This window comes from Solibacillus sp. FSL W8-0372 (genome assembly GCF_037969735.1).
GTDB lineage: Bacteria > Bacillota > Bacilli > Bacillales_A > Planococcaceae > Solibacillus > Solibacillus faecavium.
Genome location: NZ_CP150204.1, coordinates 359,885 through 376,059 on the forward strand (window position 1 = coordinate 359,885; position 16,175 = coordinate 376,059).

The window sequence follows — 16,175 nt, forward strand, 5'->3', positions numbered from 1 at the left end:
AAAATATTTCGCCAAAAAAACGCTCAGATTTCTAAGCGTTAACTTGTACTAATTAAGCTGTTATTTCCGTTGTTAAATACGCTTTTCTCCCGATATATTTGCACTAATTGGCTTCATTAAAAAAGCCTCTTTCGAAGGACCAATCAAATAAAGTTCATGCATGGCACGGGTTAACGCTACATATAAAAGCTTCCGATCGAGCGGGTTGTCATAATACGGTGTGTCAAATGACGTGAGAATAACTGCATCAAACTCTAATCCCTTTGCTAAATGACTTGGGATGACTAGAAGCTTTTGCTGATCGATTGCCGAGTTTTCGTCAAGCAACTGTGCAGGGATATCCGAGTTTTCAAGCAGTTTAACCAATTGAACAGCTTCATCTGTTGTTTTGCATATGAGTGCAATGGATTGATGACGGTTTTCACGAATTTTTGCCAGCACATCTTTAATGGTGTTGTCATCAAAGGTATCCGCTGTGATAAACTCAGGCTTTTTCCCATGACGGACAACGGGTTCAACGAGCGGTAAGTCCTCATCCATCTGCATTAAAATTTCATTGGCAACTTCCATAATTTCAATTGTCGTACGGTAGCTTTTTTGAAGGGTAGCATAGGTTGCGCGAGGGAAAAGCTCAAGGACCGGCTGCCATTCTGTAAGAGATCTATAGCTATGGATACCCTGCGCTAAATCGCCAACCATCGTGAACATATCCGTTTCAAGTCCCGCCCTTAAAGCAGCGAGCTGGAAGTAGCTATAATCCTGTACTTCATCAATAAAGACGACCCGCATTTTCCATTTATCCTCAATCCCTTTAATTTTCGCATGTAAAAATAAAAGGGCTGCTAAATCTTCAAGTGCCCATTGCTCTTTTTGGTGTGCCTCTAAAAATAACTCTGTTTCTTCGATGGACCATTCGGGAGCCAGTTCAAATAATAATTCACGGCTTGTAAGGAATGTTCGATATAGTTGCTTGATTTTTGCCTTCTGGAATTTTCTCATATAAGAAGATGCGACAGTTTTTGCTTCCTGTTTAATTTTCGGAATGCGATCATCACGTTCGTCGATTAGTTTTGTTACAGTATGACGGCGCTTTTCTGCATCTCGCATACCATTGAGTGCACGGCCAATCGCGTCTTCATAGCGTGTATTCAATGTAGTAAATACAGCAGTTGTTTTCCGTTTTACTTCGGTCTGAATAACCTTTTTAATGCGCTCGAGCCGTTTTTCAACAGGCATATAATGAAATTCTACTAAGAACAGCTTTCGCAAATGGTCGCCTTTCATTATCCGGTATTTTTCAATAAATACATCATCAAATAAAGCGGCTAACTTGGCTTCGTAATGCTGCAAATAGCGATTCATCATCAACTCATAAAAGGGACTGCCTTTCATTTTCGGAATCATCCAGCCTTCATGTGTGGAGGATGGATTGGCAATTAGCTGTTCGAGCTGGTCATTTGGATTTTGGAGCTTCAACTTAAGATTAATGGCATCAAGTACATATTGAGCATAAGTTGTTTGACATATTTTATCGACACCTAGCTCAGGGAGAACGTCTGCAATATAGTCAATGAATAAACGGTTTGGTGCTAAAATCATGAGTTGTTCGGGATTGAAATGGTCACCCATCGTATAGAGGAAATATGAAATCCGGTGCAGGGCAATTGTTGTTTTTCCTGACCCTGCTGCTCCTTGTACGAGAATCGGTTGACGTAGATGGGCTCGAATAATTTCGTTTTGTTCTTTTTGTATGGTGGAGACGATTTCGGTTAAGCGAACATCTGCTTTACCTTCTAGTGCCTCTTGCAACAACTCGTCATTCGTTGTTAAGTCGACGTCCCGGTAGTCGAGGAGCTTTGCATTTTCAATTTTATATTGTCGCTTTGCAAATAAATGTCCCGTAAGTTCTTCACCGCGAACATCATAAGTAATCTCACCTAACCGTCCGTCATAATAGACATTTGCAACAGGGGAACGCCAGTCGACAATAATAGGTTCATGTGTCTCGCTGTGGAAGAGGGAAGTTTTTCCGATATAAAGAAATTCCTCATTTTCCTGCTCACGCTGGAAGTGGATTCTCGCAAAATATGGTCTTTGGCGAATCGCCTCCAAGCCTTCTTTTTGGTTGCGGGCCAATTCGAAAAAGCGAGTATTCATTAAAATATTTAAGAAGCTGTCACTCGAATCCAAGTATTCCACATTGGTCATTGCAGAGCGTATATTTTCCTGTGCTGTTTCGATATCTCTTTTCGAACTATGCAAAATCTGGTCCATATAATGAACTGTATCATGCAGCCGCTGCTGTTCTTGTTTGAACTCTTCATTTACCGTCATGTCGTTCCCCCTATCGTCAATCAATTACACTTCATTGCACAGCGTAAAGATTAGGTTTTACTTTTTTTTGAGAATCTGTAACATTGTCAGATAATTATCTTATCAAAATACGACGTGTATATTCAAGGAGATGTATGGAATCTCGGGGAGAATAGGAAGTCATGATATTTAAGGCACTAATAATACTTAGGAGTTACCGAAATATTTCAAACTAATAAAAACCATATAATGGTATTATTTGAAGTGAGGTTTATTTAATAATCGAAATAAAGAAGGAGGGTTTTTAATGGAACAAAGTACAACGAAAATCTATACACCCCCGAAACATATCGTTTCAGCAGCAACAATTGTTCTTAATGATCAAAACGAAATTCTGCTAATCAAAGGACCTTTAAGAGGTTGGGAGATGCCAGGAGGTCAAGTAGAAGAAGGTGAATCGATAAAAGAAGCTGCTATTAGGGAGACAAAAGAGGAAACGGGTATAGATGTTGAAATAATAAAGTTTTGCGGAATTTTTCAAAATGTAAAAAGGTCAATCTGTAACACGCTCTTTCTAGCAAAGCCTATCGGAGGACAATGTACGACTTCTACCGAAAGCTTAGAAGTAGATTTTTTTCCAATTGAAGAGGCCTTAAAACTGGTGGAATACGGAAATTTTCGACAAAGAATCGAATGCTGCCTAGATGAAAGTAATCACCCTTTTTATATAGATTTTTAAGAGCAAAAGAAGAGAGGAATTCACCGCTATATTTTAAAAACGACATCGACTGTACAACTGTATCGAGGTGTTTCTTTTTCAGCATAAATATTTTCCTGAATTGTAACTTTTGCATTGCCGAAAGTATGTGACTCTTCTTTATCTGCATACACTTGGAAAAAATCAACGGTGTAATACTTATACTCATCTTTTTCAAGGTACGCCCAGACTTCATCCGCTTTACGTGGATCAAGACCTTTACTATGTAAAAATTCGATAAGTTCAACATTAAGCATAATTTGCTCCGTGTATAAAACACAATCACCACATATACAATGGTTGGCTGTACCAACAAGTGCTCTTTTCGAGTAAAAATTTTCGTTTAAATCCTTCGTGTTCATAATGTCCTCCAAAAAAATAATAGTTTAATTTTACCTGAAATGCCTTAAAAATATAATTAAATCGTCTTTTTTGATAGAAGCTAAAACATTACAACCCTAGGAGATGTAAACAGTACTCTTAACGAAGAAGGGGTATAGTTTTTTTAATAGTAAGGAGGCATGATTTTATGGGAATTCAGTGGGTGAATGGGCAATATTCAGAAGATAAGAGGATTTTTGATTCTGAGATGGAAGTGTATGAATGGACACACTCCTTGTATACGGACATTTCGCTTTATTTATTTAGAGAACAAAATGTTGGTTATGCAACGCCCGATGAAAAAGTAATTGATTTTTTAACCGAACTGCTTCCGCAATGGGCAGATCATTTAAATCTACAGCTTATAGTGCATAAAGATAAAGTAGAAGAAAACGGTAAATATATTTATAGAATTTGGACTTCGCAAGTAGAAAAAATTGATGGAAGGGATGGAAAAGGGTAGCCTTTTGTAATGAATTCACTAAGTTTCCAATCAGGAGGGATATTTAATGATTGAGAAATCTATCCAATCCTCTAGGGGAACCGTCTATTACTGGACGAATGAGGTAGTTTCCCACCAGAAATATGCTATTGTCTTTTGCCATGGGTTAACAGCAGATCACACTCTTTTTGATAAACAAGTTGAGTATTTGGCTGATGAATATAAACTGATCACTTGGGATTTCCCTTTGCACGGAAAATCGAGACCCTACGATAAATTCACCTACGCAAATGTAAATAAAGAACTGTTATCTATACTCAATCAGGAGAATATAGAAAAAATAATTTTAGTGGGGCAGTCAGCAGGAGGTTTTATTGCACAATCCTTCGTTCAGGAATATGCAGATAAAGTAATAGGGTTCATAGGAATAGGCACAACACCTTTTGGTAAAGTTTATTATAAAAAGTCAGAACTGTTTTGGATTAAACACTATTCGACCATTGCAAAGCTGTACCCTTATAGCTACTACTGTAAAGCAAGCACAAAAGCAAGTTCGCTAACTAAAGAAGCAAGAGGGAATATGTACAAAACATTAAGCATTTTAGGGAAAAAAGATATGTTAAAAGCAGCGAGTGCGGTTTATGGTGAGTTTCTGAAGATAGAAGATGAAGTTCAATTTAAATGTCCTGTTCTCATTACTTATGGTGAATACGACAATACCGGCTATGTTAGAAAATATAATAATAGCTGGTCAGAAAAGACGGGATATCCAATGAAAATTATCTCAAATGCTTCTCATAATGCAAATTATGACAACTTCGAGGAGTTTAATGACATGCTCATTTCTTTTATTCAGTCCAATTTATAAAGGAAGGGATAGCTATTTCTAAATTTAATAAAAGACTATTACCGGTAGTTGTTTATATATTTTTAATAGCAATATTATTAATCTTTATACAAAAAACAGACTTTAATTTGACTGGCTATACGTATTACTTTGATGAAGAAAATTCGGTGTTAACAATTGAAGAAGGATATTTAAATAAAGAAGTAAATCATGTGATATACAATGTGCAAGATAATTCTAATGCCGCTAAAGCATTATTGATTATATTACCGATTAACAAAGCATATCAATTATGGATGGTTACTATAATCTTCCTGACATTTTATTTATCATGCATCTTCTTTATAATATTTTCTAAAAAACCGAGATTATATTTGGGCTTATATCTTTTATTCCTAATTGTCTTTATTTTAGGAGACCTATACATTCACAAAGAATTGATTGAGGAAATATCTAATACTCTCGATAAATTAAATTAAAGCTATTAATTTACCTAAAGTCAGCCAGTAAAAAAGGATAATAGTCAAAAAAGACCTATTACCCGTATCTTTATCTTCACCACTTCGCGACATGCTCTTCAATACAGCCAAGCATTTGCTGGATTTGTAAAGTTGTGCCGTCTTCGAGCTGAATAAATCCTTCATAATAGCCTACCATTTGGTGGACAGAGGAAACAATGACCTTCGCATTAGTTTCGGCTACTCGTTCAAAAAAAGGTGTAAACATTAAATTGACCTGTCCGCTGAATTTGGATTTTACAGTCCATGGCTTCATAAAATCGGTACGGTCATAGTGAAATAATACATCTTCATGTATTTTTGTCATTCTTCCATCGACAAAAACGGCATTTTCCGTCATGCCCGTACCGTCTGTCCACTTCCCGCCAAAGTTTAAGCCAATTCGTTGACCTCTTACGCGCTGTGAGGCCATTCCCCAATTCCATGTTGCTTCACGAGGCCATATTCCACGTCCATAATCCAGCACCGCAAAGCTTTCTTCAGGAGTAAAGGTAAAGCGGCGATTGCCAATATGTACGACACCAGTAGCCGGTAAGGTATGATGTTTTGCTGTAAATTGAAATGTTTTACGATTCCATGGAATAACTACATTAAGGGACTCATCATTTTTTGGATGCTCAATCTTTAGCTCAGCATGTAATGACTCTCCATCAAAATCTGGTGCATTGACCGTTAAATGAGTTTCATTGTTCAAGTACGCCATTTCAATAGAGACTTCGCTATTTTTATATTGGATAGTTTCCAACGCTTTTTCAGGCATTTTTACATTTGCCCCAAGTGGAATTAAAATTGTTTTTTCGAAATAGCGCTGTGTTTCATACTCGAGAAAATAGACGAAGCACACCGCAGCATAATCTAAGTGACTAATCGTAGCGGAAAACAAAATTTCCTCACCAAAGACACACCAATAATTCCATTTTTTCTTGCGCATAAAATGACCGGAAAGATTGCAATCGATAATGGGTGTTCGTGCATAGCCGATTGCCTCCGGATTCAGATTCCCTTTTTTATCGCATAGAACCGTTGGAAGGACGATTTCCCTTTCTGCGTGTTGCTTCATCTATATTCCCCCTTAAACTATCTTTAAAAATCAAATGAACATAATACAGTTAAAATAATTGTATCAAACAATTACAAAAACAGGGTATTTTCACTCTACATTCATATAAAGTACATAAAAAGGAGAAATTCGACATAGGTTGTGAAAAAAGGAGAAAAAAGTTGGTTTCATACTATAATCGAGAGGCTGCAGTGGCCTATGCCAATAAATGGTGGGATAGCTTTAATCCTGAGTTTCCTAGATTTCAGGATGACTGTACAAATTTTATTTCACAATGTTTATATGCTGGAGGGGCGCCGATGCGCGGAGCACCGAATCGTGGGGAAGGCTGGTGGATGATTGGTTTAAATGAGCGCTGGAGCTATAGCTGGTCTGTTGCTCATTCACTACGTTGGTATTTGGAAACGTCAAAGCGTGGACTCCGGGCAACAAGAGTAAATTCAGTTGAACAGTTACAGCTAGGGGATGTCATTTTTTATGATTTCCAGGGGGATGGAAGAATTGATCATAGTACAATTGTTACGCGAATTGAGGGAGGTATTCCATATGTAAATGCCCATACGTCGAACAGTGCCGACCGGGAATATTCTTATGAGGACTCCACAGCCTATACACCACAAATGACTTACTATTTCTTTCATATTGAGGATGAGTTTACGTTGTAAAGCAACCTTCTAACATATGTTAAATGTTGAAATTTCATGATAAGGTAGTATTAGTAACAGAAGGGGGTTTTGTCGATGACATTATCAGTAAGAGATGCAGTATTACAACGTCGGTCAATTAAACTATTTAACGGACAGCAAGTTGAAAAGGAAGCAGTGTTGGGGATTTTAGATGAAGCAAAATGGGCGCCAAATCACGGCAACCGTCAGCCTTGGCGTATAGTGGTAGGCGCGGGCGAGCAACTTCCAAAAGTACATGAATTACTAAGAAATCTAGCTATCCCAAAATGGGAAGAACTTTCAGAAGAGGCTCTTGCTACTCAAATGAAAAAGTTCACATTAGCGGGTGCTTACGCATTTGTATTAGTGACGGAGGATGTTCGTCAAAAAGAACGCCTGGAAGATTACGCAGCGGCTTCTTGCTATTTACAAAACGTACAGCTGCTAGCATGGGAAAAAGGCATCGGTACATGCTGGAAAACACCTGGATTCTTAGATAATCCGAAATTCCGTGAAGCATTAAAAGCTCAACCACATGAACGAGTAATTTCAATGTTCCAGTTCGGCTATTTTGATGAACTGCCAAAAGCAAGAGTGCGTAAAGAGCTTACGGATTTTGTGACAGAGTTCGAAATTTAATCGTATGAGAATGCATGAGGAAATCAATATTTTCCCGTGCATTTTTTTGTTCGTTAAGAGATTTCATTAATTATATGAGTGATTTCCCCCTATTTCAGGGTTTGTAGCATGGCATCCCTTGCTTTGAAAACTTTTTTCTCTTAAACACAAAAATTAGTTTGAAATCGAGATAAATACATAATAAAATTATATGAGGAAAAAATAAACAGGTGTTTAAGAAGGAGCAACTATGCGCTATAAAAGTTTAAAAACGCGACTAATATTAATATTTTTATTAGTTGGCATTATCCCCGTTTTTGCTACAGTTAGTTACAATTACTTTGCAGCATTTAATAGTTTTGAAGAAGTGCAATATTCTCAACAAAATGAAATGGAACATTCTGTAACGAAGTATTTTGAACAGACAGCATCTGATTTACAATATTTAGTTGAGCTCTATGCGAAAGATCCAGAAATACAGCAACTACTTTTAGAGGAAGACCGCACCTTAATAAAATCCGGTGGTGAAGCATTATTTAATAAACTTAGTGCACAGCATAAGCTAGCCATTTTTGAAATTGGCGATGAAAAAGGAGCAGTGCATGTAAGAGGCCATAATCCATCTGCTTACGGAGATGATAAATCCGAAATTGTCGCTATTCAAGGTGCCCTGCAAGGAAATACATATAGTGGGTTTGAATATGGTACAAGCGGTTTGGCAGTTAGAGCCTTTGCACCAATTGAATGGAATGGACGAACAATCGGTACATTACAAATTGGGGTTGGAAATGAATTTGTGACAAGTGTTCAAAGCTTATTTCCAAATGCAAAGCTGCAGCTGATAGATGCAAATGGAGAGATTTTTGAAGCATCTGAAAAGGAAAATATCGGGAGTAAACTAACAGGTAATGCAATTTCTGCTGTTTTAAATGGAGAAGCTAGCCAAATAAAAGATCAAGATAAAAAAGTGATTGAGAGCTTTTTACCTTTGCAAGATCCTACAGCAACTACTGTTATCGGAGGCATCCATTTAACCCAAAATATTGGAAAGACGCAATCTGCTATGTTCTCGATGATAAATGGTGGTGCCGTCATCTTAATAATCACTATTATACTAGCAATAATCGTTGCGCTAACTTACAGTCGCACATTAACAAAGCCCATCATACATACATCTAAACTTCTGCATGTATTAAGTGAAGGTGATTTAACACAACGAATGGAAGCGCATAACCGTCAAGATGAAATCGGCCAGCTAATGACAGATATGAAAATAATGCAGGAAAATCTACATAGAATGATTGGTGAAGTTTCGAAAGCATCAAGCAGTGTAAATTCAAAAAGTGCTATGCTCGCTCTGTCAACAAGTGATGTGTCGACAGGGTCTCAGGCCATTGCTGAAACAATGGAAACATTATCACGTGGCATCGAATTGCAAACAAATGAAATTACCGAAGTCTATGAGGCTGTTAATAAGTTTTCAAACGATTTAAAGGAAACGGCAGAACAAGGGACAAGGCTCGAATCAGTTTCCGGTAATGTGCTTTTACTTTCATCGGAAGGAACAAAAATGATGCAAACTTCCAATGGACAAATGCAGGAAATCCACAACATTATGGATACGGCAATTCATAAAATGGAGGAATTAGGTGAGCGTGTTGGAAAAATCACATCTTTTGTAAATATAATTGAAGATGTAGCTAATCAAACGAACTTACTAGCACTAAATGCCTCTATTGAAGCAGCGCGGGCTGGGGAACATGGAAAAGGATTTGCCGTTGTAGCAGAGGAAGTACGGAAGCTTGCTGAACAAGTGGCAAAATCAGTGACAGAAATTTCCGCGATTGTCACAACGATTCAACATGGTTCAAATGAGTTAAGCAGCTCACTACAGCAAGGATTTACGACAATCGAAACGGGTACAGATCAGCTTTCAAATACTGCTGATACTTTTAAGGAAATTGAACAATCTGTTTTACAAATGGATGCATTTACAAAACAAGTCCTTGGGCAATTACAAACAATGAGTAATAAAGGACAAGAGATTAATCAATCTATGCAGGAAATTTCCGCTATTACTGAGGAAACAACAGCAAGTGTGGAAGAAACGACTGCTACGGTTATTGAAACGAGTGCAACGATGAATAACGTTGCAGAGACAACAGAACAGTTAGCCGAACTCGCAGATCAGCTGAATCAAATCGTAAAAGAATATAAAATTTAATGAAAAAGAAGTCGCCAAAAATAATACTGGCGGCTCTTTTTTTACATTGTTATAGGCGATTGCTATTTCAAAATAGGTTTTGTGTAATGTAGAAGGGGAAAAGGGCAGTAAGAAGAATTAATGGAGGGATGCAAATGTTTAATGAACCAAAACAGTCGATTGATGTCGCCTATACTAAAGGGGAATTGCTAGAGAAACTCCAAGAATTACGTGGCGGCGAACCGGGCGAGGAGATAGATAGAACCCATGTTTACGTATTAACTAAAGATGTGGACGAGTTCCATTCCATTGCTCGTCACCAGCAAATTTCACTTATTACAACAAATGGCGTTCGTAGTATACTCAAAACAATGTTTACGAAAGAAACACCGATCGAGGAAAAATTACGTCGCCTAAACTTACCGGAAAATGAACGTCTAGAATATGAAAAGATTATAAATGATGGGGGTAAAGTCCTCATAACAGGCAGTGACCCATTTGAGGAAGAGGGTTGGGATGGACATACACTAGATAATTGGATTACGAACCGCTCAAATCCTTCGAATTTAATTCGCTGGGATATTGAAGAGGAAAGACCGATTCCGTTTGAAGAGCAAAAGAAAAAGTATGAACCTTTGCCTCCGAATAGCGAAGTAGCAGGAGAATTTGGACGTGGAGATGAAGTAGAAGATCCAGATACAATTCCTTTGCAGGACAACCAACGCTACGTTCGTGACCCACACACAAAAGAACTAAGTATTTATCAAGGACCACATAAAAAGTAACGGAGAGAGCCCAACTGACATGTAAGCAGTTGTGGCTCCTTTTAAATTTAGTTAATGTAAATTATGACCTTTAGAGGGAAATTTGTAGTTTTGTAGAATATTTTGTATGGATGTGAAAGGGGACGAGAATGATGAATAAAGTAGTAGCTTCTGTACAACAGGCGATACAACATATAGAAGATGGGGCTGTTTTATTGGTGGGTGGCTTCGGTTTATGTGGTATCCCAGAAAATTTAATCCAAGCATTGAAGAATAAAGGGACAAAGAATTTAACGGTTGTCAGTAATAATTGCGGTGTCGATGATTTTGGGCTTGGCATCCTGTTACAAGACAAGCAGATTACGAAAATCATTGCTTCATATGTAGGAGAAAATAAAACATTCGAACAGCAATATTTAAATGGTGAGCTTGAAGTAGAGCTAACACCACAAGGAACCCTGGCTGAACGTATCCGGGCAGGTGGTGCAGGCATTCCGGCATTTTATACTGCAACAGGTGTTGGAACGCCGATTGCGGAAGGAAAAGATACAAAAGAATTTGATGGTAAAATGTATTTACTCGAGCGAGCGATTACAGGAGACTTTGCACTTGTGAAAGCATGGAAAGCCGATCGCTCTGGGAATTTAGTATTTCGTAAAACTTCACGCAACTTCAACCCGCTCTGTGCAACAGCCGGAAAAGTTACGATAGTGGAAGTGGAGGAGCTTGTAGAAGTTGGCGAGCTTGATCCTGATGAAATTCATTTACCAGGCATTTACGTGCAGCATATTGTGCACAGCGAATCCTTTGAAAAACGGATAGAACGCCGCACTGTAAAGGGGGAAGCATAATGGATGCACGCTTAAAGATTATTCGCCGTGCTGTAAAGGAAATTGAAGATGGTATGTATGTCAATTTAGGCATCGGTATGCCAACACTCATTGCGAATGAAATTCCTCCACAGTTTAATGTAATGCTACAGTCCGAAAACGGGCTTCTTGGAATTGGGCCTTATCCGACAGAAGAGGAAGTTGATGCGGATTTAATCAATGCAGGAAAGGAAACTGTAACAGCAAGGGCTGGTGCATCATTCTTCGATAGTGCAGAAAGCTTTGCGATGATTCGTGGAGGGCATATTGATTTGGCGATCCTTGGTGGAATGGAAGTGTCGGTGCAGGGGGATCTAGCGAATTGGATGATCCCCGGAAAAGTCGTAAAGGGAATGGGGGGCGCGATGGATTTAGTAGTTGGCGCCAAAAAAGTAATCGTCATTATGGAGCATACAAATAAATACGGCGAGTCCAAAGTGAAGCGTGAATGTACATTACCGTTAACCGGTAAAGCTGTTGTTCACCGTCTAATTACAGATTTAGCTGTATTTGATTTTACTGATGGTAAGATGCAACTAGTTGAGCTTCAAGAAGATGTGACAATAGAGGAAGTAAGGGAGAAGACAGAGGCTGTATTTGAAGAAAAATTATAATAAAAAAGAAAGCGCAAAAAGTTTAGAAGCTTTTTGCGCTTTAACTTACTTCGGATATGTTTGACATACACGGCCGATTTGTCCATCTGTTAAGCGGACTTTTATGCCGTGTGGATGTGAGCTAGAGTTCGTCAATAAATCCTTTACTACGCCCCGTGTTGTCGTCCCTGTACGCTGGTCCTTTTTTAATACGATATCAACTTCCAGACCAGGGTATACATCGCTGCGATTTTTGCCGTTCATTAAATCCGTCCCTTCAACTAAACTTTCCTAAGTATAACACGTCAAAAAAAAATAACCCTACATGGAAGCAGGGTTAAAAACTATTTAGGTAAATGATTTATAAAATTGGCATAAGCAAAGCCTCGTACTTGCTCTTCACTATAATATTTGAGAAGTTCATTAATAAAGTTTTGATACATCCCTGCATGTTCAAGTCCTTCAACTTTATAATCGATTCCATCAAAATCTGAGCCTAAACCAATTAATTCTTTTCCACCAAGCGAGCAAATATAATCGATGTGACGAATTACGTCCCCCATACTCGCACGATTTGTCCCGTTTATAAATTCAGGATATAACACGATATGAATGGGCGCATTTTTTTCAATCATCGCCCGTATTTGGGCGTCGTTTAAATTGCGAACATGATCACATACAGTTTTCGCATTCGAATGGGTGGCAATGACATAGTCCGCCTGCTCTATAACATCCCAAAAGCTTTGTTCATTCAGATGAGAAACATCAGTGAAAACTTTATGCTGATTGTTAAGTTTAATAATCTCTTTACCAAACGGTGTTACGCCATGCCCATAATGGCTATGTGCTCCATCTGCTGCTTCGTTAGGGTAGTTCCAAGTGAGTCCAATTGATAATACGCCTAGCTGATGAAATGGATGCCAAATTTTAAGGTCTCCACCGAAAAAATCAACACCTTCAATTGTTAAAAATGCCCCGATTTGTCCAGGTTGAAGTGTTTCGAAATCTGCCCATTTTTTAATATGTACTACACCTTCGCGTAATACCTCATTACGAAAGTACTCAATCTGCTTGATCGCAGTTGCGCGTTTTTCTACAAGCGAAAGCTCAGAATCAACATAAATAGCAAACGCTTGTGCTATCACATGACCTTCAACTAATTTTTCATAATTCACATCCAGGTTAGGGGAATTATGAAAGTTATATCCGTTCTTTTGCATGCGTAACAATGCATCACAGTGTAAATCAATAATCGGAATGCTCATAAGGATACCTACCTTTCTATTTTTTTTAAAAAGGTGAATGACCTAAATCATTCACCTGAAAATTTCTAAGCATGATGAAGTCCTGCGAAAATGCCGCCTTTTGCGACAAGCTCTTCATACGTCCCTTGTTCTTCAATGCCATTTGGTGTTACAACGAAAATATAATCTGCATCACGGATCGTAGCTAAACGGTGAGCAATAATTAATGTTGTACGGTTTTTCGCTAAATCATTTAATGACTGTTGGATAATACGCTCTGTTGCTGTATCAAGCGCAGACGTTGCCTCATCTAAAATTAAAATCGGCGGGTTTTTCAAGAACATACGTGCGATGGCAAGACGTTGTTTTTGTCCACCTGATAATTTCAAACCACGTTCACCAATCTCTGTATTAAAGCCATCTGGTAAGTTTTCGATGAACTCCAGTAAATTTGCCTGTTCAACGGCAGCTTTAATTTCCTCAAAACTCGCACCTAGTTTACCATATTCTACATTTTCCCTAATAGTTCCTGTAAATAAAAACACATCTTGTTGAACAGTACCAATTTGCCTGCGAAGTGATTGCTGCGTCAAATCACGAATATCGTATCCGTCGATTGTAATTGCCCCATCCGTAATATCGTAAAAACGGGGAATAAGCGCACTTATCGTCGTTTTCCCTGAACCAGATGGCCCTACGAACGCAACCGTTTTGCCAGCTTCCACTTTAAAGGATAGGTCGTTTAAAACTTGCTTACTGTCCGCATACTTAAAGCTTACATTTTTAAATTCGATATTACCGTCTAAATGTTCAACAGCAATTGCGTTTGGACTATCAACAATTGTTGGTTCCTGGTCCAGCAAATCACAGAACCGTTTAAAACCGGCCATTCCTTTTGGATACATTTCCAGTAGGGCGCTAATTTTGTCGATTGGCTTAATTAGAACATTCGTAAATAAAATGAAGCTCGCAAACTCACCGGCTGTAAGGTTGTCATTAAATGAAAGCCAAGCACCCACAACAAGTACGAGTAAAGTAAGGAGACGCGTTAAAAAGTAAATGCTTGAATGCGTACCTGCCATTACTTTGTAGGCATAGATTTTCGCTTTACGAAATAATGCGTTTTGATCTTTAAAGCGAGTTGTTTCAAATTCTTCATTTGTAAATGATTTCACAACCCGAATACCTGAGAAGCTATCTTCCACACGGCCATTGACGTTCGCTATTTCACTGTACATAACGCTCCAGCCCTTTTTCATACGAGTATTGCTCCAATACATTACGGCAATCAAAAGCGGTACGAAAAACAAAATAATCGTCGCGAGTGTTGCATTAATATTGAACATAATCGTAAATGCCCCAATAAAGGTCATCATCGCAATGAATAAATCTTCCGGACCATGATGCGCAAACTCTCCAATATCAAATAAGTCATTTGTAATCCGGCTCATTAAATGACCAGTCTTCATGTTATCGAAAAATGTATACGGCTGGCGCTGTACATGGTTGAACAGCTGCTGACGCATATCGGTTTCGATATTGACTCCGAGCTTATGCCCTAAATAGTTGACGATATAGTTCATCACCGTACTTACTATATACGTCAGTAAAAGAAGGGCACTAATTTTAGTAATCATGCCCCAATCATTTGTCGGGAGGAGGTCATCGATAAACCATTTTACCGCCAACGGAAACAGTAATTCCAAAATAGCTACAAAGACCGCAGAAGAGAAATCAATGATAAACAATCGTTTGTGCGGCTTGTAGTATGTAAAAAATCTTGCTAACATTTTAAGTCCTTTCTGTTCACAACTCCTAAACCGAGTGCAACATGTTGTAATAGTTTTGGTTAAATGGATTATAACATTTCTTGGGAATTTTTCGAGAGGCGAAATAATGGTTTATAAAGAGAATGTTTTTAGGCAAGTTATTTATTAATAGGAAATTAGAAATGATACACTTATAGGAAAAGAATTGAAGGTGTACGTATGAATTTTTATATTGTAATGCAAGGGCGTACATACGATGAGGCAAAGGAAAAGCAGGTCGTATGGTGCTCAATTTTAGATAATAGTGGACAAACACCACATTCTTGGGAGCGGATGAAGGAAGTAAAGAAAGGCGATGCGATTTTTCACTGTGTCAAAGGGGAAATCGTCGCAATCAGTACCGCTCGGGAAGATTGCGGGGAAGGTGTGAATCCTTTTGATCAATCAGGTGAGATGGGGCACCAATTTCCCGCAATTTATGAGGAACTTCACTTCCCAATTTCGATAAAAGAACATTTTAATGAAATCGTGCCTTTACTCCCAGTTAAATATTCGCCATTCCAACATAATGGTGACGGTAACCAAGGTTTTTTATATCCTTGTAATGAAATGCTAGCAATCAAGCTGCTGGAGCTTATGAGTGATACAAATATTTATGAAGAAAATGAGGAGCAGCTGGAATTTGCGATTGGCCTAATAGCACAAAAAGAACGCAATACGCTGGCACCTGTATTAATTGAAACAGAAGCGGAAGCAAAGGTGAAAATCCGTAAAGGTCAGCAAAAATTTAGAAAGCAACTGATGCCATTATGGGACAATCAATGTGCGCTATGCGGTATCTCGTTACCTGGATTATTACGCGCAAGCCATTCAAAACCATGGAAAGATGCAACAAATGATGAGCGACTTGATCCATACAACGGTATTCTACTATGTCATAACCATGATGCGTTATATGACCAAGGCTATATCGCATTTGATGGAACAGGAAAAATCCATATTTCCTCTGAAATTGAACGAATGGATTATGTGAAATACGGGATTCATGAGAAAATGCACGTTGCAAGAGTAGAAGAGAATAAGAAATATTTCAAGTGGCATAAGCGGGAGATATTTAGAGGCAAAGAATAAA

The 16,175-nt window shown here is 38.3% G+C and carries 16 protein-coding genes; 10 read left to right on the top strand and 6 right to left on the bottom strand.

Translation table 11 applies throughout. The features are described from left to right. Positions 1-72: 72 nt before the first annotated feature. Positions 73-2,334, bottom strand: a complete 2,262-nt coding sequence (gene helD, locus MKY13_RS01795) for an RNA polymerase recycling motor HelD (protein WP_339214946.1) — start codon at positions 2,332-2,334, stop codon at positions 73-75. Between the two features lie 286 nt (positions 2,335-2,620). On the opposite strand from helD, the gene MKY13_RS01800 reads away from it, so the two are divergent. Beyond that, on the top strand, positions 2,621-3,052 hold the full coding sequence (locus MKY13_RS01800; RefSeq protein WP_339214948.1) for an NUDIX hydrolase: 432 nt from the start codon (positions 2,621-2,623) through the stop codon (positions 3,050-3,052). Positions 3,053-3,078: 26 nt separating this feature from the next. On the opposite strand, the gene MKY13_RS01805 is transcribed toward MKY13_RS01800, so the two are convergent. Further along, positions 3,079-3,432, bottom strand: coding sequence for a hypothetical protein (locus MKY13_RS01805; RefSeq protein ID WP_339214949.1), 354 nt, complete (start codon positions 3,430-3,432; stop codon positions 3,079-3,081). Positions 3,433-3,599: 167 nt separating this feature from the next. Between MKY13_RS01805 and MKY13_RS01810 the strand changes: the two genes are divergently transcribed. Together MKY13_RS01810 and MKY13_RS01815 are read left to right on the top strand one after the other, a co-directional pair. Continuing rightward, positions 3,600-3,914 carry a hypothetical protein gene (locus MKY13_RS01810; protein WP_339214950.1) on the top strand — a complete coding sequence of 105 codons (315 nt, stop codon included), beginning with the start codon at positions 3,600-3,602 and terminating at the stop codon, positions 3,912-3,914. 46 nt (positions 3,915-3,960) lie between these two features. Beyond that, complete coding sequence (locus tag MKY13_RS01815; RefSeq protein WP_339214951.1) at positions 3,961-4,761, top strand: alpha/beta hydrolase; 801 nt, start codon at positions 3,961-3,963, stop codon at positions 4,759-4,761. 534 nt (positions 4,762-5,295) lie between these two features. Here MKY13_RS01815 and MKY13_RS01820 read toward each other — a convergent pair. Next, positions 5,296-6,318: a DUF2804 domain-containing protein gene (locus tag MKY13_RS01820; protein ID WP_339214952.1), complete on the bottom strand. Its 1,023-nt coding sequence runs from the start codon at positions 6,316-6,318 to the stop codon at positions 5,296-5,298. 161 nt (positions 6,319-6,479) lie between these two features. Between MKY13_RS01820 and MKY13_RS01825 the strand changes: the two genes are divergently transcribed. From MKY13_RS01825 to MKY13_RS01850, 6 genes are all read left to right on the top strand, one after another. Next, positions 6,480-6,983, top strand: coding sequence for an amidase domain-containing protein (locus MKY13_RS01825; RefSeq protein ID WP_339214954.1), 504 nt, complete (start codon positions 6,480-6,482; stop codon positions 6,981-6,983). Between the two features lie 75 nt (positions 6,984-7,058). Continuing rightward, positions 7,059-7,622 carry a nitroreductase gene (locus MKY13_RS01830; protein WP_339214956.1) on the top strand — a complete coding sequence of 188 codons (564 nt, stop codon included), beginning with the start codon at positions 7,059-7,061 and terminating at the stop codon, positions 7,620-7,622. Between the two features lie 229 nt (positions 7,623-7,851). Then, complete coding sequence (locus MKY13_RS01835; RefSeq protein WP_339214958.1) at positions 7,852-9,825, top strand: methyl-accepting chemotaxis protein; 1,974 nt, start codon at positions 7,852-7,854, stop codon at positions 9,823-9,825. A gap of 134 nt (positions 9,826-9,959) precedes the next feature. Continuing rightward, entirely contained in the window at positions 9,960-10,589 is a 630-nt protein-coding gene (locus MKY13_RS01840; RefSeq protein WP_339214960.1) for a general stress protein, read from the top strand. Between the two features lie 131 nt (positions 10,590-10,720). Further along, positions 10,721-11,419, top strand: a complete 699-nt coding sequence (locus MKY13_RS01845) for a CoA transferase subunit A (RefSeq protein WP_339214962.1) — start codon at positions 10,721-10,723, stop codon at positions 11,417-11,419. Beyond that, positions 11,416-12,051 (top strand): 3-oxoacid CoA-transferase subunit B, encoded by a 636-nt coding sequence (locus MKY13_RS01850; protein WP_339216830.1) that lies wholly within the window; start codon positions 11,416-11,418, stop codon positions 12,049-12,051. The genes MKY13_RS01845 and MKY13_RS01850 overlap by 4 nt, the downstream gene beginning before the upstream one ends. A gap of 45 nt (positions 12,052-12,096) precedes the next feature. On the opposite strand, the gene MKY13_RS01855 is transcribed toward MKY13_RS01850, so the two are convergent. From MKY13_RS01855 to MKY13_RS01865, 3 genes are all read right to left on the bottom strand, one after another. Next, positions 12,097-12,294 (bottom strand): YwbE family protein, encoded by a 198-nt coding sequence (locus MKY13_RS01855; RefSeq protein WP_191701199.1) that lies wholly within the window; start codon positions 12,292-12,294, stop codon positions 12,097-12,099. Between the two features lie 80 nt (positions 12,295-12,374). After that, positions 12,375-13,295: a dipeptidase gene (locus MKY13_RS01860; RefSeq protein WP_191701198.1), complete on the bottom strand. Its 921-nt coding sequence runs from the start codon at positions 13,293-13,295 to the stop codon at positions 12,375-12,377. A gap of 65 nt (positions 13,296-13,360) precedes the next feature. After that, positions 13,361-15,064 (bottom strand): ABC transporter ATP-binding protein, encoded by a 1,704-nt coding sequence (locus tag MKY13_RS01865; protein WP_191701197.1) that lies wholly within the window; start codon positions 15,062-15,064, stop codon positions 13,361-13,363. A gap of 198 nt (positions 15,065-15,262) precedes the next feature. On the opposite strand from MKY13_RS01865, the gene MKY13_RS01870 reads away from it, so the two are divergent. Next, complete coding sequence (locus MKY13_RS01870; protein WP_339214965.1) at positions 15,263-16,174, top strand: HNH endonuclease; 912 nt, start codon at positions 15,263-15,265, stop codon at positions 16,172-16,174. Position 16,175: the final 1 nt, after the last annotated feature.